Origin of the sequence: Psychroserpens jangbogonensis (genome assembly GCF_000797465.1) — a bacterium.
In the GTDB taxonomy this organism is placed as follows: domain Bacteria; phylum Bacteroidota; class Bacteroidia; order Flavobacteriales; family Flavobacteriaceae; genus Psychroserpens; species Psychroserpens jangbogonensis.
In genome coordinates this window covers 460,794-483,122 of record NZ_JSWG01000015.1, presented here as the reverse complement: position 1 = coordinate 483,122, position 22,329 = coordinate 460,794, and the positions used below count along the sequence as shown (strand labels likewise).

Below are 22,329 nucleotides of genomic sequence, written 5' to 3'. Positions count from 1 at the left end.
CTCACAGTCTGTACCTTCTAAGCCATTTGTATAAGTAGCATCTGCTGCTGTAAATCCGGCTGCATCTGCACATGAAACATTAGATGGAAATTCTGGTGTTGTTACATCTGCTTCTGGAGCTGGTAACACATTAATATCTACTGTTGCTGTTAAAGGGTTTTCACAGTCATCTTGACCTGTCCAAGTAATTGTGATTTTTCCTCCACATGAATCAAACTCATTTGTTTGTACTGGCTCTATTGAACCACTAATATTACAAATTCCTTCTAATCCGTTTGAATAGTTTAAGGCAGTTGCTGTATATGTACCTGCATCTGCACAAGATAATTCTGACTCTACTTCGATAGCGTCAAACACTGCTGCTGGTGCTGGTGATACTGTAATATCTAAAATTGTGCTTAATGGATTACCACAAGCATCTTCTCCTGTATAGATTACAAGAATTTTTCCTCCACAAGCATCAAATTGATTCTTTTGAAGTGGTTGAACTGAACCATCTAAGCTACAATCACCTTCTAATCCATTACTATAGTTTAATGAAGGTGCTACATATGCTGCTGCTGCTTCACAACTTAATGTAAAGTTCTCAACTACATCTAATGTTGCTGCTGGTGCTGGTGTTACTGTATAAACTTTCTCTGCATTTATTGTACGTAAACAATCATCTGCATACGTCCAATTTACAGTAATAGTTCCTCCACATAATGTAAAGTTTGTTGTTACTGTACCTGGAACTGATCCTACAATTGCACAAGCACTTTTTGATACACCATTACTATAATTTAAATCATCTGCTTGGAAACTAAAAGCTTCTTCACATGAAATTGTTTCTGGTGACACTGGCTCAAACTCTGCCATAGGTGCTGGTAAAACAACAATTGTTTGACTAGCGCTAATTGAGTTTCCACAAAGATCGGTAGCTGTCCATGTTCTTACTAATTCTCCACCTTCACATGCTAATCCTAAATTATCATAATTCTCTGTAAGCACTGCTTGAATGTTATCTGTACAGTTATCTGTAGCTGTTACATTTGCTGGTGTTGGAATTAAATCAATACAAGTTACTTCTGTATCTATTGGAACTCCACTTAAAACTGGGTCTTCTGTATCACCACCCATGTATTCCACATAGATTGGGTCTGCAAAGTTTCCACAGCTATCTTGAATTGTATATTCAAATGAAGATAACCATTTACAATCATCATTACCTTTTTCTGTTCCTAATGATTTTGTAACTAAAACAGTTCCGCAATTATCTGAAAATAATGCAGCTATTTCTAATTCTGTTGGTCCTAATGGTTTGTTATCAAAACATAAGTTTAATGTATTTGAGCCTACTGGAATTTCTGCGTCTTTTAATAATTGAGGAGCTTCTGTATCGCCTCCACTATAATTAACGTCTAAGTCTGCAATCATGTTACCACAAGAATCCATTATTGAATACTTGTAAGATGCTGTCCATGAACAATCATCTCCTTGAGGTGATCCTGACTTAGTAACAAGAACTTCTCCACAGTTATCTGAATACAGAGCTGCGATGCTTGTTACTTTTGGTCCTGCTGGTGCTTGACTAAAACATAAGTTCATTCCCAACTCTCCTGTTGGTACTTGTGCGCCATCATTAAGTGATGGTGGTGTTCTGTCTCCTCCAACATAACCAATTTTGATTTCTTCTTCAAAAGCACCACACTTAATAAAGTAAGTGTATTCTACTTCCCAATCACAATCATTACCTGACATAGTAATCGTCTTAGTAACTGCTGCTGGAATATCTCCACATTGGTTTAAATACAAGTTAGCAACATCTGCTTCACTTGGTCCAGGAGGTGCATCCTCTTGACAACGATCGAAGAAAGTACTTCTTTCTTCTTGTGCTTCTACTGTTCCTACACTAAACGCAAAAAGCATGATAAAGGCAAATGCCTTCATGCTTCTAGTTTGTTTAGTAATAAAATCAATGCTACAACACGATAGATTAGTGATAGACTGCCACATTTTGGCGCGACTACCAATTCGAGTAAAATTGCTCATAAACATAGAATTTGGTTTAAAATTTAAATTATCTTAACATTTATATTTGATTACATCTCTGTAATCGACATAACTAAAGCAACTAATACTTTAGTCATTAGGTTTGTGTTAAATGAGATAAATTAGCTCACGAAATACCGTAAGATAAAATGACTCTAAATCTTGAATACATCACGTATTCAAAAATCAATAAATGTGCTAATAATCAATTGCTGTGCTATCAAACAATTTTTGTGGTGAGGGAATGAAAAAAATAATCGTTTTTATTATACTTTTTCATGTAGTTAAAACAAACAAAATTTACCTTAACTTGAATCCAAAAGTATATTATAGAACACTTGCTTCCAAAGAAAAATTACGTTTTTTACCGTATTTTACAGTTGAACTTTTCTTTTAAACATTTGGTCGAAAAGCGATTCGGTGTTAATGCAAAAACCTTCGATAAAATACACCAAGGTTTTTCTGTTTTTATAAAAAATGCTACCCAATGAAGGTTTAATTTGTTAAAATAAAACACAATATCTGTTCTAAATTTAACTAGAACAATACTCATAAATTTAGTACTCAATTTCACTGTATTTAATCCTCTTTATAACTGATTAAAATAGTACCAATTGTACTTACGATTATTACAACATCATATCTTTTTTATTTTTCAAAATAAACAACATCCATCAAAACCATATCGTTCAAATTATGGCATAAAAAAAAGGCAACTATTTCTAGCTGCCTTTTATATATACCCTTAGGGAAATCCCTAATTATTTAAATCTAATTACTACTTACCAGAAGATACAATCTTCTTAGTAATCGTACCTTGACTAGTCGTTAACTTCACATAGAATACTTGACTAGAAGTTCTTGATAGATCTAATGTAGTTCTACCTGTTGAACCTGCAACGTATCTAGTGTTAGTCTCTGATAAGATTAATAAACCTTTAGTATCAAAGAACTCAATAGTTACGTCTGTTCTGTAATCAAACTCATATGTAAGTGTTACCTCATTATCAAATGGTACTGGGAACGCTTTGAAATCAACCTTGCTTTCTTCAGAAGCACCTAATGCTAATGCCTTAATATCACTATTAGGAACAACATTATAGTCAGCACTTCTTGTAATTGGTTGGTTATTGATTATCCATGAGTAAACTACATCACAAGTATCTACATTATCACAGTCATCTGTAGCTGTAAATGTTCTTGTTAATGTGTACTCTGTATAATCTAGTCCAACAAATCCACAATCAACCCAAATTGAATCACATACACTAGCATCAATTGTCCAAGTAGAAGGATCACAATCTGGTGCATTACCTACAGATGGAGAATAGAATACTTCAATTCCAGAACCAGAAGCACTAGTATCATTTGGGTACTCTTTAGTAGACCATCTTGCATTCGCTGCATCATATTCTAATGTATAACCATGATTAGGCAATTCTGTACTAGATCCAACAGCATACACTGCATATCCGGCAGCATCAAATCCTGTTCTTACAAAATCAACAACTGCGAACACTTGGCCTCCAGTGATACAACCAATACTAATATTAGTTGATTCTCCGAAGAATTGTTCATCTTGTAAATCATCTGAATAATCAGTAGTTGTTCCACCTGCATTACCTTCGTCACTATATGGTGCAGAAGTTACAAATGCTGTTGGTGCTACAAAAACTTCTCCGAAGAATGTACCTTCAGGGCAGTCTAATACTGGAGCAACGTCATCACATGCTTGACCAATTGACCAAGTATATGTTACTTCACATGAACCAACATTACCACAACCATCATCAGCAGTAAACGTACGCACTAAAGTGTAGTCTACAGCATTTGAATTAAAGTCACTACAATCAACTCCTATTGCAACACAAGTAGTTGCTCCACCTGTACTAGTCCAATCATTGATATCACATGAAAGTGTATCTGCATACCAAATCAATGTAGTACTATTAAGTAAATAACCTTCCCAACGAGTTGTAGTATCATTATAGTATAATGTGTATGGTCCTGCTCCATTATCACGTAATGTTCCAGAATATGTCGGCAATCCATTACCATCAGTTCCTGTAACTACATAATCTATATGATCAAAAAGACCTCCATTAGAATCATAGCACTCAATTGTGAATACACCATTACCACTTCCTCCACTTCCACTTACTGATTCAGTAAGCACATCAGTAAATGTTGCAGTATCACCTGAACCTTGACAGTTATCTATCCAAGTTGCTTTATCACCAAATTCAGTTGGTGTTTCAGTAACAGTACCAAAGTCTTCACCTTCTGGGCAAGTTACTACTGGTGCAGTCGTATCATTTATAATAAATGTACATACTAATAGATCTGCTGATTTGTTCAAACAGCTGTCTTCAACTTCAAAAGTAACCGTAAGTGTTGTAGAACAAGGTCCTTTAACTTCACTTAATTCATAAACTCTGAACGTTAAATCTTCAACTGCAGTACAGTTATCTGTATAGCATTCGTATATAGATCCAATTTCTGATGCTGGAATTCCTCCAACAGTCCATTCTGAATCAACTGTGATTTCTTGTTGATAAACAAGAGAAATACTTGCATCTTCAGGACAAGCTAAGCCATCCCAGTCACTAGTATTAAGAGTCATCACTTCAGCAGTACATTCACCTGTCGCCATTGGGCCTTCAGTATCACCACCTTGGTAGTTCACTTTGAATGTTGGATAAGCATTTCCACAGTCATCTCTAACTATGTATTCAAATACTCTAATCCACTCACAATCTGAACCTATAGCTAATTTTTCAACTTTAGTTACATTATCAGCTGTGATGTCTGCACAGTTATCAGAGAATAGCTCAGCTATTTCTTCTTCTGTTGGTTCACCTAAATCAGAATCTTTACATGCATTAACGGTATTCTCTCCTAATGGAATTTCTCCGTCTAATTCTGGAGCCATTGTATCTGCTCCACTGTTTACGATTTCGATGTTTGGTAATTTGTTACCACAAGTATCTTTAATTTCATACTCATAAGTAGCAGTCCATCCACAATCAGTACCTGAAATATTAGGCTCAAATGGTGTAACTATTACATCTCCACAGTTATCTGAATACGCTGCAATAATTGCTGCTAATTCTGGAGCTCCTGGGTTTTCACTTAAACATTGTAAACCAGTAACACCTGTTGGTAAGTCACCTGTTAATTCAGGTGCTGACGTATCTCCACCATTATGGTAGATTTTAACTGGTGCTGCAAAGTTTCCACAGTCATCTTCAATCGTATATCTGTATAATACAGCCCATAAACAATCTGTGTTCTCCTCTGGAGATGTGATTGTTAAAGTTGCATTTACATTTCCACAGTTATCAGAGAATAATGATTCAATATACTCCTCAGTTGGAGCAGCTGGAACATTAGCTAAACATGCGTCAACATCTGATAAACCTTGAGGTAACTCTCCTTCTAACATTGGAGCTGTTTCATCAATTACTGTTATGGTTTGCTTAGAAGTAATTTCTACTCCACAAGACACATAAGAGAAATGTACATCAAACGTACCACAGCTTCCAGTAAATGGATCTGCAACACCTTGAACACTTCCATTGATGCCACAAGGACCTTCAATACCATTACTGTATCCTAAAAATTCAGGAACATAAGTTGCTAAATCCTCACAAGCAAGGTTAGCTGGCTCAATTGGATAGAATATAGGTGCTGGTGCAGGCTTAACTTCGATCACAAATGGACCTGCCGCTAAGTCACGCTCACAAATATCCTTACCTGCGTAAGTAATAGTGATTGTTCCTCCACAAGCGTCATACGCTTTTACAACTGTAGCTTCAATACTACCTGAAATATCACATGCAGTCTCTTCTAATCCATTGCTATAAGTAGCATTTCCTGCTGCAAAACCTGCTGCATCAACACATTCTATATCTAATGGGAATTGAGGTGCATATACTGTAGCTTCTGGTGCTGGTGATACTTCGATCACAAACGGTCCAGCTGCTAAATCACGATCACAAATATCCTTACCTGCGTAAGTAATAGTGATTGTTCCTCCACATGCTGTGTAGTTCTTAACAACAGTTGCTTCAATACTTCCTGAAATCTCACACGCTGTTCCTTCTAAGCCATTGCTATAAGTAGCATTTCCTGCTGCAAAACCTGCTGCATCTGCACAAGCAATCTTATCTGAAAATTCTGGTGTAGTTACATCTGCTTCTGGAGCTGGATCAACGTTTATTACGAATGGTCCTGCTGCTAAGTCACGCTCACAAATATCCTTACCTGCGTAAGTAATAGTGATTGTTCCTCCACAAGCTGTGTAATTTTTAACTACTGTTGCTTCGATATCTCCTGAGATATCACAAGCAGTTCCTTCTAATCCATTACTATATGTTGCATTTCCTGCTGCAAAACCTGCTGCATCTGCACACATAATATTAGCTGGAAATTCTGGAGCTGTTACTGTAGCTTCTGGAGCTGGATCAACTGTAATTACAAATGGTCCTGCTGCTAAGTCACGCTCACAAATATCCTTACCTACGTAAGTAATAGTGATTGTTCCTCCACAAGCTGTGTAATTTTTAACTACTGTTGCTTCAATTTCTCCTGAGATATCACACGCAGTTCCTTCTAATCCATTACTATATGTTGCATTTCCTGCTGCAAAACCTGCTGCATCTGCACACATAATATTAGTTGGGAATTCTGGTGTTGTTACTTCAGCTTCTGGTGCTGGATCTACTTCGATCACAAACGGTCCAGCTGCTAAATCACGATCACAAATATCCTTACCTGCGTAAGTAATAGTGATTGTTCCTCCACATGCTGTGTAGTTCTTAACAACAGTTGCTTCAATACTTCCTGAAATCTCACACGCTGTTCCTTCTAAGCCATTGCTATAAGTAGCATTTCCTGCTGCAAAACCTGCTGCATCTGCACAAGCAATCTTATCTGAAAATTCTGGTGTTGTTACTTCTGCTTCTGGAGCTGGATCAACGTTTATTACGAATGGCCCTGCTGCTAAGTCACGTTCACAAATATCCTTACCTGCGTAAGTAATAGTGATTGTTCCTCCACAAGCCGTGTAGTTTTTAACAACAGTTGCTTCAATTTCTCCTGAAATATCACATGCTGTTTGTTCTAAACCATTACTATATGTAGCATTTCCTGCTGCAAAACCTGCTGCATCTGCACACATAATGTTAGTTGGGAATTCTGGTGTTGTTACTTCAGCTTCTGGTGCTGGATCTACTTCGATCACAAACGGTCCAGCTGCTAAATCACGATCACAAATATCCTTACCTGCGTAAGAGATTGTGATTGTTCCTCCACATGCTGTGTAGTTCTTAACAACAGTTGCTTCAATACTTCCTGAAATCTCACAAGCAGTTTCTTCTAAGCCATTGCTATAAGTAGCGTCATCTGCTGCAAAACCTGCTGCATCTGAACAAGCAATCTTATCTGAAAATTCTGGTGTTGTTACTGTAGCTTCTGGTGCTGGATCAACTTCGATCACAAACGGTCCAGCTGCTAAATCACGATCACAAATATCCTTACCTGCGTAAGAGATTGTAATTGTTCCTCCACATGCTGTGTAGTTTTTAACAACAGTTGCTTCTATTTCTCCTGAAATATCACACGCTGTTCCTTCTAAGCCATTGCTATATGTAGCATTTCCTGCTGCAAAACCTGCTGCATCTGCACACATGATGTTAGCTGGGAATTCTGGTGTTGTTACTGTAGCTTCTGGTGCTGGATCAACGTTTATTACGTATGGTCCTGCTGCTAAGTCACGCTCACATAAATCCTTACCAGTGTAAGTAATAGTGATTGTTCCTCCACAAGCTGTGTAATTTTTAACTACTGTAGCTTCGATATCTCCTGAGATATCACAAGCAGTTCCTTCTAAGCCGTTACTATATGTAGCATTTCCTGCTGCAAAACCTGCTGCATCTGCACACATAATGTTAGCTGGGAATTCAGGAGCTGTTACTGTTGCTTCTGGTGCTGGATCAACGTCAATTACGAATGGTCCTGCACTTAATGGGTTTTGACATGCGTCAACTCCATCATAAGTAATAGTAATTGTTCCTCCACAAGCTGTGTAATTTTTTACTACAGTTGCTTCGATACTTCCTGAGATTTCACATAAACCAGTTAATCCGTTTGTATAAGTAGCGTCATCTGCTGCAAATCCTGCTGCATCTGCACAAGCTATCTTATCAGAAAACTCTGGAGCTGTTACTTCAGCTTCTGGTGCTGGTAAAACTGTAATTGTTTTTCTGTAATCAATCTCGCGACCACAGTTATCTACAAATTTCCAGTCTACATATAAAGTTCCTCCACATGCATCATAGCTTCCACTTAATGCCCCTGGAACATCTCCATTGATACCACAAGTTCCTTCAAGTCCATTGCTATATGCTAAGTTAGTAACGATATAATCGTCAGCTAAATCACATGCAACTTCAATACTTGGTAAAGGATTGATAAACATAGCTTCTGGTGCTGGTGATACAGTTATAGTTTGAGTAGCACTTAGTGGAGTTCCACAAATATCTGTACCGTCCCATGTAACTGTGATTGTTCCACCACACTCATTAAAGTTGTTTGTTTGTACTGGTAATAAATCACCTGAAATATTACAAGTTCCTTCTAATCCATTTGAATAATATAATGGTAGTGCTTGGTATCCATCTGCATCAGAACAACTTAATGTGAAGTTTTCTACTTCGTCAAGTGTTGGAGCTGGTGCTGGTGATACTTTTAATTGTTTTCTAGCTGTAATTAAACGTCCACATTCATCTGTGTAAGTCCAATCAACGTATAATAAACCTCCACAAGAAGTAAATTCTCCGCTTAATACACCATCTACAGTTCCATTAATTCCACATTCTCCTTCTAAACCATTAGAATAGTTTAATGAAGGTGCAGAATAACCATCAGCTTGCTCACAAGAAATCTCTTCATGCGCAGCTGTATCAAAACTAGCTTCTGGTGCTGGGTTAACGTTTACATCAAATGGTCCTGCGCTTAATAAGCGACCACAAGCATCTTCTCCATTATATGTAATAGTAATTTTACCACCACATAAATCGTATGCTCTTACAATATTTGCTTCTAAAGATCCTGAAATTTCACAGTCTCCTGTTAATCCATTACTATATGTAGCATTTGCTGCACTAAATCCTGCTGCATCTGAACACATAATATCTGATGGAAACTCAGGTGCAGAAACAGTAGCTTCTGGTGCTGGATCAACATCAACATCAAATGGACCTGCACTTAGTGGACGTCCACAAGCATCTTCTCCATTATATGTAATAGTAATTTTACCACCACATGAATCATATAATTTAACAACCGTTGCTTCTAATGATCCTGAAATATTACAAGTTCCTTCTAAGCCATTTGTATAAGTAGCATCTGCTGCTGTAAATCCGGCTGCATCTGCACATGAAACATTAGATGGAAATTCTGGTGTTGTTACATCTGCTTCTGGAGCTGGTAACACATTAATATCTACTGTTGCTGTTAAAGGGTTTTCACATTCGTCTTGACCTGTCCAAGTAATTGTGATTTTTCCTCCACATGAATCAAACTCATTTGTTTGTACTGGCTCTATTGAACCACTAATATTACAAATCCCTTCTAATCCGTTTGAATAGTTTAAGGCAGTTGCTGTATATGTATCTGCATCTGCACAAGATAATTCTGACTCTACTTCGATAGCGTCAAATACTGCTGCTGGTGCTGGTGACACTGTAATATCTAAAATTGTGCTTAATGGATTACCACAAGCATCTTCTCCGATATATTCTACAATAATTTTACCACCACAAGCATCAAATTGATCCTTTTGAACTGGTGGAATTGAACCATCTAAGCTACAATCACCTTGTAATCCATTACTATAGTTTAATGAAGGTGCTACATATGCTGCTGCTGCTTCACAACTTAATGTAAAGTTCTCAACTACATCTAATGTTGCTGCTGGTGCTGGTGTTACTGTATAAACTTTCTCTGCATTTATTGTACGTAAACAATCATCTGTATATGTCCAATTTACAGTAATAGTTCCTCCACATAATGTAAAGTTTGATGTTACTAATCCTGGAACTGATCCTACAATTGCACAAGCACTTTTTGATACACCATTATTATATATTAAATCATCTGCTTGGAAGCTAAAAGCTTCTTCACATGAAATTGTTTCTGGTGACACTGGCTCAAAAGATGCCATAGGTGCTGGTAAAACAACAATTGTTTGACTAGCGCTAATTGAGTTTCCACAAAGATCGGTAGCTGTCCATGTTCTTACTAATTCTCCACCTTCACATGCTAATCCTAAATTATCATAATTCTCTGTAAGCACTGCTTGAATGTTATCTGTACAGTTATCTGTAGCTGTTACATTTGCTGGTGCTGGAATTAAATCAATACAAGTTACTTCTGTATCTATTGGAACTCCACTTAAAACTGGGTCTTCTGTATCACCACCCATGTATTCCACATAGATTGGGTCTGCAAAGTTTCCACAGCTATCTTGAATTGTATATTCAAATGCTGATAACCATTTACAATCATCATTACCTTTTTCTGTTCCTAATGATTTTGTAACTAAAACAGTTCCGCAATTATCTGAAAATAATGCAGCTATTTCTAATTCTGTTGGTCCTAATGGTTTGTTATCAAAACATAAGTTTAATGTATTTGAGCCTACTGGAACTTCTGCGTCTTTTAATAATTGAGGAGCTTCTGTATCGCCTCCAGTATAATTAACGTCTAAGTCTGCAATCATGTTACCACAAGAATCCATTATTGAATACTTGTAAAAAGCTGTCCATGAACAATCATCTCCTTGAGGTGATCCTGACTTAGTAACAAGAACTTCTCCACAGTTATCTGAATACAGAGCTGCGATGCTTGTTACTTTTGGTCCTGCTGGTGCTTGACTAAAACATAAGTTCATTCCCAACTCTCCTGTTGGAACTTGCGCGCCATCATTAAGTGATGGTGGTGTTCTGTCTCCTCCAACATAACCAACTTTGATTTCTTCTTCGAAAGCACCACACTTAATAAAGTAAGTGTATTCTACTTCCCAATCACAATCGTCACCTGACATAATAGCTGTCTTAGTAACTGTTGCTGGAGTGTCTCCACATTGGTTTAAATACAAGTTAGCAACATCTGCTTCACTTGGTCCAGGAGGTGCATCCTCTTGACAACGATCGAAGAAAGTACTTCTTTCTTCTTGTGCTTCTACTGTTCCTACACTAAACGCAAAAAGCATGATAAAGGCAAATGCCTTCATGCTTCTAGTTTGTTTAGTAATAAGATCAATGCTACAACACGATAAATTCGTGATAGACTGCCAGATTTTGGCGCGACTACCACTTCGGGTAAAATTGCTCATAAACATAACATTTGGTTTTAAATTAAAATTATCTTAACATTTATTTTGATTACATCTCTGCAATCGACATAACTAAAGCGGATATCGCTAAAGTGATAGGTTTGGGACCAAATTGAGGTATCTTATTTTACATAAACATGTAAAATAAAATCACTCTGGGATTGAATACATCACGTATTCAAAAATCAATAAATGTGCTAATAATCAATTGTTGTGCTATCAAACAATTTTGGGTAGGAACACGAAAAAATAAAAGTGTGTTATTATTTTTCGTGTGGCCAAAGTGAATTGAACTCACCTTAACTTACTTTCAAAAATAGAAGATAAAATATTGATTGCCAAATAAATTCGACGATTTTTATGATAATAAACAGTTGAACAATTTTATTTGCATTTAATCGAAAAGCAAATCATTATCTATGCGAAAATCTTCGATGAAAAGTATTGAAGATTTTATCATATCATGAAAAATACGGTCTTCTTTTACAAATGGAACTTGATTTCTATAACTATTTAATAAAGAATTAATTAACGGAGAAGACAGCTTAGGTTTTCTGAAATTTAGTGCTTGAGAAGCATTGAGTAATTCTATTGCCAAAATACGCTCAACATTCTGAATTAATGTATACGCTTGTGTAGCAGCATTTGCTCCCATGCTTACATGATCTTCTTGACCATTACTAGACACAATACTATCAATACTTGCTGGAGTTGCAAGTTGCTTATTTGCGCTTACAATACTAGCTGCTGTGTATTGTGGTATCATAAATCCTGAGTTTAAACCAGGATTGTCTACTAAAAAAGTCGGTAAGCCTCTAAGGCCTGAAACTAACTGATAAATTCTTCGTTCAGAAATGTTCCCTAATTCAGCCATTGCTATTTTTAAATAATCTAAAGCTAAAGCTAAGGGCTGTCCGTGAAAATTTCCTCCAGAGATTATTTTATCTTCCGCAATAAATACATTTGGATTATCAGTAACTGAATTAATTTCAGTTTTAAATGTCCTTTCAACAAATGCTAAAGTATCTTTTGTTGCGCCATGAACTTGAGGAATACATCTAAACGAATAAGGGTCTTGAACATCTGTTTTTTCTTGGTCGATTAATTCACTTCCTTCAAGGAACCCTCTTATACGTTCTGCAGTTTTAATTTGCCCATTATGAGGTCTAACTAAATGCACTAGTTCATTAAATGGTTCAATTCTTCCATCAAAAGCATCTATTGAAATGCTAGATATTAAATCTGCCATATAAGACAGTTTATAAGATTTCAGAATTAGATGAATACCATATGCACTCATAAACTGAGTTCCATTGAGTAATGCCAATCCTTCTTTAGATTGTAATTTGATAGGATTTAGTTGTAATTCTTTTAGTACAGATTCAGCATTACAAACTTCACCATTATAATATACCTCACCTTTTCCTATTAATGGTAAGGCTAAATGTGCTAATGGTGCTAAATCTCCAGAAGCTCCAAGAGAGCCCTGTGTATAAACTAAAGGTAAAATATCGTTGTTATAAAAATAAATTAAACGCTCTACAGTTTCCACTTGCACTCCACTATGACCATAACTAAGAGATTGTATCTTTAAAAACAACATTAGTTTAACAATTCCTTTAGGAACCTGATCTCCTATACCACATGCATGAGACATCACAAGGTTTTCTTGTAACTGTGTTAGTTTATCTTTTGAAATCTTCACATTACATAAGGATCCGAAGCCAGTATTTATACCATAAATTGGATCACCTTGTTCTTGCATCTTTGAATTAAGATATTCTCTACATTTTGAGATTTTACTAATTGCCTCTGTAGATAGTTCTATTTTCTTCTGCTGAAAAATAATGTCATTTATCGTGGAAAGATCTAAAGTTTCAGAAGATATTTTATGCACAGTATTCATTCTAATTTGTTTGGTTTTTCAAAAATCAACAATACATATATAGTATGCAACAAATGTTAATAATTAATAAAATGTAAATAAATACTTTTAATCTTTTATTTTTGATGAAACTAAAACAATTTCAAATGAAAAGAATACTTGTAATATTATGTGCTTTATCCATTATAGGATGCCAAGAAGAGCCTAAAGATTATGTAACCCTTAGCGGTAAAATATTAAATTCTCATGAAAGTAAAACTTTAAAAGTATACATTGACAAAGAATTTGAAAAGGTGATTACTGTTAATGAAGATGGTACTTTTAGTGATACTTTAAAAGTAGCTGATGGCGATTACTCTATAAAACATGGTGATGAATTTGGATCTATATATTTAAAAAATGGATTTGACTCTTCTTTTGAAGTTGATTATAGTGATTTTGATAAGACCTTAACATATAAAGGAGATGGATCAGATATTAATAATTATGTTATACAATCTTATTTATTGTCGGACACTTATTTTACTGATGATTTATTTGCAAATCCTAACGCTGAAAGTTTAGATAAGGCTGTCTCAGAATACAAAACCGGTTATCAAAAATTAGAATCTAATTACAAAGGGTTAGATTCATTACATAAAGCAAATGGTGCCACTAATATGGAAGGCACTATTACTTCATTAAAAAAATATTTAGCTGGGAAAATAGCTTTACGTGAATCACTTCCTGAAGGAGCTGCTTCTCCAACTTTTGAAAATTATATTAATTTCAATGGAGGAACGACATCGCTTTCTGACTTAAAAGGTAAGTATGTTTATGTAGATATTTGGGCTACTTGGTGTGGACCATGTAAACGTGAAATTCCTTCACTTAAAAAAGTGGAAGAACAATTCCATGGGAAAAACATTGAGTTTGTAAGTATCTCTGTTGATGATGAAAGACGAAGTGGTACAAAAGAGAAAGCTTTTGAATCATGGAAAACAATGGTTAAGGATAAGGAATTAGGAGGCATTCAGTTATTTTCTGATAATGCTTGGCAATCTGATTTTGTGAAAAACTACAAGGTTAATGGTATTCCTCGTTTTATTCTTATTGATCCAAACGGAAATATTGTTAGTCCTGATGCTCCAAGACCATCAAATCCGAAATTGGTTGAACTCTTAGAAGAGAAACTTAGCATATAAACACTAATTTAATAGATAAAAAAACCACTCTGTAATGAGTGGTTTTTTTTGTTTATATATCTAATTAACTATTTGTACTATTGTTATTATTATTTTAGTTGTTCTTGCTCTGGCTCTGGTTCTTGTTCAACTTGAGGTTGATCGGGTTGTTTGAACAAATCTATAAAAGCTTTTCCTAAAGCTTCAATAACATGACTTGCTATTAAACTTTGATACCCTAAATCTTCGATAGCAATATCTGCTGAACGACCATGAAGGTAAACACCAAATAAAGTAGCTTGTAATGGATCATAACCTTGTGCTATAATACCTGTTATAATACCAGTTAGAACATCTCCAGTGCCTGCGGTTGCAAGACCCGGATTTCCTGTGGTATTGATATAATATTTTGAATCATAAACAGTTATTGTATTTGCGCCTTTGATTACAACAATGACGTCATGTTTTTTTGAAAATGTTTTGACTTTTCCTAGTTTATCAAAATCATCTTTCCATTTACCAACCAAGCGTTCTAATTCATTTGGATGTGGCGTTAAAATAGACTCCTTAGGTAATAATTTTAATAAGCTTTTTTTCTTAGAAATTATATTTAATCCATCAGCATCAATAACCAACGGTACTTTATTTGATTTGAGAAATTTCTCTAAAGCAACCACAGTTTTAGGATCAGTTCCCATACCAATTCCTAAACCAATTACATTTGGTTTTATATCAAAATTAATATCTGTAATTATATTCTCATTAGTATCCGTAATAACCATAGTTTCTGGAAAAGCCGTTTGTAAAATCGAATACCCACATTTTGGTATAAATGCCGTTACCAAGCCAGCACCTGATGACAATGCGGCTCTACAAGCTAAAAGCGTCGCTCCAATTTTGCCATAACTACCTCCTATAATTAAGGCGTGTCCATAAGTGCCTTTATGAGAAAACTTTTCTCTTGGCTGGTACATGGGCAAAACTTCATGTTTACCAATAAGTATCGCCTCTGTTTCTGTGTTGAATAAAAATTCTTTATCAATACCAATATCCAAAACTTCCCATTGAACTGCGTATTTAGCAGTTTCAGGTAAAAAGAAAATGATTTTTGGAGATTGGAAACTTAACGTATGATTAGACCAAACAACGCTGTCTTCATTGTCTACAACTTTATCAGTAAATGCTCCAGATGCAATATCAACAGAAAGCGTATAAGCTTCACTAGCTCTAAAATGCATAAATAACTGAGTAACCCATTCATCTACGGGACGATTTAAACCAATTCCGAAAACCGCATCAATAAGAACATCATCTTTATGGATTTGAGGAAATTCTTCTCTACAAGTCAACATCGTAGGCCATTCTTTCGTAGCTTCTTTTATACGATCATAATTCACTAAAAAATCTTTTGAACGTTTATCACTACAATTAACAATGTAGGTTTTTACATTATAACCATGTGTAAATAAGTGGCGAGCAACAACCAGACCATCTCCTCCATTATTACCGATTCCACAAAATACATGAATAGGTACTGGAGCGCCTTGCATTCTAATGTGCAGCCAATTGAAAATTTGGACTCCTGCGCGCTCCATTAATTCTGTAGAGGTAATATTCTGTTTTTCAGAGGTTAATCTATCACCTTCATATATTTGTTCTTTAGAGAAAATTTTCACGTGTACTGTTTTATTTAAAAGTAAAAGTAATACTTTTGGAACATAGTTTAAAGACATCACAAACTAAGTTGAAAATCAAGAATAATGAAAGTTTTAAAATTTGGAGGCACGTCTGTTGGCTCGGCAAATAATATAAATCAGGTCATATCAATATTAGAAGAAAAATCTAATACTGATAAAGTTATTTGTGTTGTTTCTGCTTTTGGAGGAATTACAGATAAATTACTTGATGCTGGGCGCTTAGCTCAATCAAAAAGTAGCGACCACAACGATGCTTTTATAGCAATACAGCGCATTCATTTAAAATTGATTGACACTCTTATTCCTAAAAAAAATAAGGAAGTTATAAAGTATGTTGAAGCCAAACTGCAAGAACTTAAAGATCTTCTAGATGGCTTATCTTTAATTAATGAATTATCTCCTAAAACAAGTGATAAATTAGTGAGTTTTGGTGAATTATTGTCTTCTTACATCATTGCAGAAACAATGAAGTCTAGAGGCATGCATGCCGAAAGAAAGAATTCTCAAGAATTGGTAGTCACCAATTCAAACTTCACTAAAGCAGACGTTATCTATAAAGATACTAATTCAAAAATTAGAGCTTATTTTAAATCTGCCAATCAAGATATTACCATATTACCTGGATTTGTCTCAAAATCTAGTCTTGAAGAAATAACAACTTTAGGGCGTGGAGGATCAGATTTTACAGCTGCCATAGTTGCTGCTGCTTTAAAGGTAAAACAATTGGAAATTTGGACAGACGTTAGTGGAATGTACACAGCAAATCCGAAACTAGTAAAACATGCCTATCCTATAAAAAGATTGTCTTATCAGGAAGCCATGGAATTATCTCATTTTGGAGCAAAAGTGTTATATCCTCCAACAGTTCAACCAGCTTTAGATTTAAATATTCCAATCCATATTAAGAATACCTTAAAACCTGCGGAAGTTGGTACTATAATTTCTACAGAAACAGAAGTATCAAATACATCTCCAGTAAAAGGTCTTACAAACATAAATGACATTGCTTTACTCACCTTACAAGGTAGTGGTATGGTTGGTATTCCTGGATTTTCAAAACGATTATTTGAAACTCTCGCTCATGAAAAAATAAATATCATTTTTATAACGCAAGCTTCTTCTGAACATTCTATTTGTTTTGGAATTGATGTTAGCGATACTGAAACAGCAAAAGCGGCTATTGATACTGCTTTTGAAAATGAAATCTCTTTACATAAAATAGATCCAATACTTGTTGAAGATGGCTTATCTATTATTGCGCTTATAGGCGATAACATGAGAAGTTTTCAAGGAATAAGTGGAAAAATGTTCAGTACTTTAGGCAAAAACAACATTAACATTAGAGCTATTGCTCAAGGTGCTTCAGAAAGAAACATTTCAGCAGTTATCAATAAAAATGACATTAAAAAAGCTCTTAATGTTTTACATGAACGTTTTTTTGAAGTTAAAACGAAACAACTAAATGTGTTTATTGTTGGAATTGGGAATGTTGGTGAAAAGCTTATTGATCAAATTACACAACAACACAGTTTCCTTAAAAATAAACTTAAAATAGATGTTCGGATAGCTGGAATGGCTAACTCAAGAAAGATGATATTTGATCAAGAAGGGATCAAACTTAACGACTGGGCATCACAGTTTCATTATGCAGAAAAGTCAAGTTTGCAAGGCTTTTTTAATAAGGTAGTAGAAATGAATTTACGAAATAGTATTTTCGTCGATATTACTGCAGACGAAGGCGTATCTAACTGGTATGATGATTATTTAAGGCAAAGTATTGCTGTAGTCGCTTGTAATAAAATTGCATGTTCTGGAACTTATGAAACCTATAAAAAACTCCAAGATCTTTCTTTAAGTTATAATACTCCTTTTCTATACGAAACCAATGTTGGTGCTGGATTACCAATCCTTAATACCCTAAATAACTTAGTCGCTTCTGGTGATAAAGTAACAAGTATTCAGGCAGTATTATCTGGAAGTTTAAATTTTGTATTTAATCATTTTAGTGATCGAACTAACTTTCATGATACTGTTAAGCGAGCTCAATTTGAAGGCTACACTGAACCAGATCCAAGAATTGATTTAAGTGGAATTGACGTTGCAAGAAAAATATTAATCCTAGCTAGAGAAAATGGTGGATTAATGGAAATTGAAGATATTGATAATAAATCATTTTTGACTAAAGCAAATTTGGATAGCGACTCAGTTGATGATTTCTACAAAACACTTAAAACTGACGAAGCACATTTTCAAAAGCTATATGCTTCTGCAAAAGCTAAAAATTGTCAGCTTAAGTATGTTGCAGAATACAAAAAGGGCAAAGCAAAAGTTGGTTTAAGGGAAATCCCTGAAGGCCATCCTTTTTATAATTTAGAAGGCAAAGATAATATTGTCATGTTCTATACAGAACGCTATCCTGAACAACCTTTAATTGTTAAAGGTGCTGGTGCTGGTGCTGATGTAACTGCATCAGGATTATTTGCTGATATCATCAAAATAGGTAATATATAAAGACTCCTTTTTGTGGAAAAAGACATGAACCAAATAAAGATTTTCTCTCCTGCAACTGTTGCAAATGTATCCTGTGGCTTTGATGTGCTTGGCTTTTGCTTAGATACTATTGGAGATGAAATGATTATTAAAAAAACGTCTCAAAAAGGAATCACTATTTCAAAAATTGAAGGTTACGATTTACCATTTGAAGCCGAAAACAATGTGGCTGGTGTGTCTGCACTTGCATTATATAATGATGCAAATCCTGACTTTGGATTCGATATAGAAATCTATAAAAAAGTTAAACCTGGAAGTGGCATTGGAAGCAGTTCTGCAAGTGCAGTTGGAAGTGTTTTTGCTATGAACGAATTATTAGGAAAACCTTATAACAAAACACAACTTATAAACTTCGCTATGAAAGGCGAAGCTTTAGCAAGTAAGTGTGAACATGCAGACAACCTTGCTCCTGCTATATTTGGTGGTTTTACTTTAGTGAAAAGTTTGTCGCCATTACACGTTTTACAATTACCAACTCCTAAAGATCTTTTTGCAGTTGTAATTCATCCACAAATAGAAATTAAAACGTCTGAGTCTAGAGCAATTTTACCTCAAGACGTCTCATTAAAAAACGCCATTACACAATGGTCAAATGTTGGTAGCTTTGTACATGCCTTACATACTGAAGATTACAAATTACTAAGTGATAGTCTTAAAGACGTCATTGTTGAACCATATAGGAGTCAATTAATTCCGCATTTTGAGGATGTAAAACAAACTGCTTTGAAACAGGGTGCCTTAGGTTGTGGTATTTCAGGTTCTGGACCTTCAATTTTTAGTTTGTGTAAAGGGGAAGACACTGCAAATAAGGTAAGAGAAGCTATTCATAATGTCTATTCTCAAACAACAATAGACTTTGAACTCCATCTTTCGAAAATTAATACGGAAGGCATAAAAATATTGTAATTGAATATGGATTATTTCAGTTTAAATAAAAAAGCACCAAATACATCTTTTAAAGATGCTGTCATTAGAGGTTTAGCTCCTGATAAAGGCTTATATTTTCCTGAACACATTGAAGCTTTACCTAAGTCTTTTTTTGAAAACATAGATCACCTCTCTCACACTGAAATCGCTTTTCAAGCCATTAAGCAATTTGTAATTCCTGATATTTCGGAAGATGTTTTAAAAGACATCATTGAAGATACCTTGTGTTTTGATTTTCCAATTGTTGAGTTGGACAAAAATATATCTACATTAGAATTATTTCATGGACCTACAATGGCGTTTAAAGATGTTGGAGCACGATTCATGGCGAGATGCTTAGCTCATTTTAACACTAATAACACGAATGAAGTTACTGTTTTAGTGGCTACATCTGGTGATACAGGTGGCGCAGTTGCCAATGGTTTTTTAGGTATTAAAGGTGTAAACGTTGTGATTTTATATCCTTCTGGTAAGGTGAGTGAAATTCAAGAAAAACAATTGACGACACTTGGTCAAAACATTACAGCGCTTGAAATTGATGGCGTTTTTGACGATTGTCAAGATATGGTTAAACGAGCATTCTTAGATGATGATTTGACGAGCAAAATGCAGTTAACCTCTGCAAACTCAATTAATGTTGCTCGCTGGTTACCACAACTATTCTATTTTATGTTCGCCTATAGACAACTCCATAAAAAGTACGATGATATTGTGTTTTCTATTCCTAGTGGAAACTTCGGAAATATTTGTGCTGGAATGATGGCACAACAATTAGGATTACCGATAAAACATTTTGTAGCTGCAAACAATGCAAATAATGTAGTAACAGAATACTTGAACACTGAAACTTATAATCCAAAACCTTCAGTGCAAACAATTAGTAATGCTATGGATGTTGGCAATCCGAGTAATTTCATTCGTATTCAGGAAATATATAAAAACAACTTTAGTACACTAAAAGAAAATTTATCGTCTTACAGTTTTACTGATCAACAGACAAGAGCTGCTCTTAAAGATATTTACAAGACTTACAATTACATTGCAGATCCTCATGGTGCTGTAGGTTATTTAGGTTGTAAATCACATTTAAAAAATCACCCAAATTCGCATTGTGTCTTTTTAGAAACTGCACATCCTACAAAGTTTTTAGATGTCGTTGAAGAAGTGATTGAAACTAAAGTTAGTTTACCACCACAAATTGAAGCTGTAATGGATAAAGTAAAAGTAGCAACATCTATTTCTACTTACGCAGATTTAAAAGCGTTTCTAATTCAAAAAAACAAGGCTTAAATAACAAAGAAGTACACCATAAAAAAGTGACAAATAGCACCTCCTAAAACGAAAAAGTGCCAAATCACATGGTTGTAGGGGATTTTTTCTATCGCATAGAAAACAATTCCAACAGTATAAAACAATCCACCAGCAAATAGTAATAGTAATCCGTTATTAGCTATTCGATCTGCTAAGGTTGAAAAATCAAAAACAACCAACCATCCCATTACTAAATATAATAAGGTTGAAAATGTTTCAAATTTACCTGTAAAAAAGATTTTTAAGATAACTCCAAAAGCAGCAATTCCCCAAACTGTCCAAAACAGTTCCCATCCCAAACTATCTGGTAATGTAATAAGTAAGACTGGTGTGTAGGTTCCTGCAATTAGTAGATAAATACTTATATGATCGACAATTCTAAAATAGTGCTTTCGTCGTTCACCATGTACCGCATGATAAAAGGTTGAAGCCATAAAAAGAATGATAATTGAAATGCCATAAACAACAACACTAAATAAGGCATAAGGTGTTTCTTGTTTTAAAAAAATGATTAATAGGACAAGTCCAGCAATACCTAAAGCAGCTCCTAAACCATGACTCCAAGCATTTAATCGTTCTTCAAAAGGCGTTTGTATTCGCATTATTGTTTTGTTTCTGGAGTATTATTTTTAAGCCATTTATCAGAAAGATCGTAATAATCAAAATCCATAGCTGGATCTTGTCGATCTAACTTTCCGTCCTGAAAGGCACGTTCAAGAATATCTTCAATCAGGAAGTCTTCTTTTTCATTAAGAGGATCAAATTCTCGTTTCAATGAAATATCGAACAAATTAGCAGTGGTATTGAACCAAAAAGCTCGCCATCCATTTCTTAATTTTTTAATGAGATCAAAAGTTGTATTACCTGTTTGCCTATGAATTAATTTGATTAAAATTTGACCTTCTGTTCGCGTTAATTTTTTGAGTTCTGCTGAAAATTCTTCTTCAATATATTTTTGAATAAGCTTAGCATAACGTCTCTTTGCTCGCTTCGTCTCTAAGGTTTCGAGTCGTTCATTTAACGTTGTTAAACGTTCGGCTGCTAACTTTGCATATGGATATACCTTTATGGTTTTCCGTTTTAAAATTAAATATTTAATTCGATCTTCTTTAGAATCAAATTTCAACTTTCTTAATAACATAACCTCATTAAGATTAATGGCTGTTACAGGAATTGAATCGCCTTCGATCAAAATATATTCAATAGCAGTTGAGTCTTGCTGTATTGGCTCTTTTTGGGCCATTACAAAAACTGGAAACATAAATAATATATACTTTATCAACTTCATTATTGATTGTTGAGCTAAAACCATTCCAAACGTGGTTTTAAACTTTGGTCAAAATTAAAAATTTACTGCTTTTAAAA

The 22,329-nt window shown here is 34.9% G+C and carries 10 protein-coding genes; 4 read left to right on the top strand and 6 right to left on the bottom strand.

Features of this window, described 5'->3' with window-relative positions; all coding sequences use genetic code 11:
• From RH81_RS15820 to hutH, 3 genes are all read right to left on the bottom strand, one after another.
• Positions 1-2,031: HYR-like domain-containing protein (locus tag RH81_RS15820; protein WP_152604855.1), on the bottom strand; the 2,031-nt coding region annotated here is incomplete at its 3' end.
• 778 nt (positions 2,032-2,809) lie between these two features.
• The gene (locus tag RH81_RS15815; protein ID WP_152604854.1) at positions 2,810-11,431 is read right to left on the bottom strand and encodes an HYR-like domain-containing protein; all 8,622 of its coding nucleotides are present in this window, start codon (positions 11,429-11,431) and stop codon (positions 2,810-2,812) included.
• 394 nt (positions 11,432-11,825) lie between these two features.
• Positions 11,826-13,337 (bottom strand): histidine ammonia-lyase, encoded by a 1,512-nt coding sequence (hutH, locus tag RH81_RS15810; RefSeq protein WP_033962128.1) that lies wholly within the window; start codon positions 13,335-13,337, stop codon positions 11,826-11,828.
• Positions 13,338-13,462: 125 nt separating this feature from the next.
• On the opposite strand from hutH, the gene RH81_RS15805 reads away from it, so the two are divergent.
• Entirely contained in the window at positions 13,463-14,500 is a 1,038-nt protein-coding gene (locus RH81_RS15805; RefSeq protein ID WP_033962127.1) for a TlpA family protein disulfide reductase, read from the top strand.
• Positions 14,501-14,589: 89 nt separating this feature from the next.
• Here the strand turns inward: RH81_RS15805 and RH81_RS15800 are convergent, their stop codons facing one another.
• Entirely contained in the window at positions 14,590-16,155 is a 1,566-nt protein-coding gene (locus RH81_RS15800) for a bifunctional ADP-dependent NAD(P)H-hydrate dehydratase/NAD(P)H-hydrate epimerase (protein WP_033962242.1), read from the bottom strand.
• 84 nt (positions 16,156-16,239) lie between these two features.
• Here RH81_RS15800 and thrA point away from each other — a divergent pair, with 84 nt between their 5' ends.
• Genes thrA through thrC form a run of 3 tightly spaced genes read left to right on the top strand, consistent with a single transcriptional unit; the run spans position 16,240 to position 20,943 of the window.
• Positions 16,240-18,687 (top strand): bifunctional aspartate kinase/homoserine dehydrogenase I, encoded by a 2,448-nt coding sequence (gene thrA / locus RH81_RS15795; RefSeq protein WP_033962125.1) that lies wholly within the window; start codon positions 16,240-16,242, stop codon positions 18,685-18,687.
• Between the two features lie 24 nt (positions 18,688-18,711).
• Positions 18,712-19,632: a homoserine kinase gene (locus tag RH81_RS15790; protein WP_033962122.1), complete on the top strand. Its 921-nt coding sequence runs from the start codon at positions 18,712-18,714 to the stop codon at positions 19,630-19,632.
• A gap of 6 nt (positions 19,633-19,638) precedes the next feature.
• Complete coding sequence (gene thrC / locus RH81_RS15785) at positions 19,639-20,943, top strand: threonine synthase (RefSeq protein ID WP_033962119.1); 1,305 nt, start codon at positions 19,639-19,641, stop codon at positions 20,941-20,943.
• On the opposite strand, the gene trhA is transcribed toward thrC, so the two are convergent.
• Together trhA and RH81_RS15775 are read right to left on the bottom strand one after the other, a co-directional pair.
• A complete protein-coding gene (gene trhA / locus RH81_RS15780) occupies positions 20,940-21,566 on the bottom strand; it encodes a PAQR family membrane homeostasis protein TrhA (RefSeq protein ID WP_033962118.1) in 627 nt (208 codons plus the stop codon). The genes thrC and trhA overlap by 4 nt on opposite strands.
• On the bottom strand, positions 21,566-22,252 hold the full coding sequence (locus RH81_RS15775) for a DUF4294 domain-containing protein (RefSeq protein ID WP_033962238.1): 687 nt from the start codon (positions 22,250-22,252) through the stop codon (positions 21,566-21,568). The genes trhA and RH81_RS15775 overlap by 1 nt, the downstream gene beginning before the upstream one ends.
• Positions 22,253-22,329: the final 77 nt, after the last annotated feature.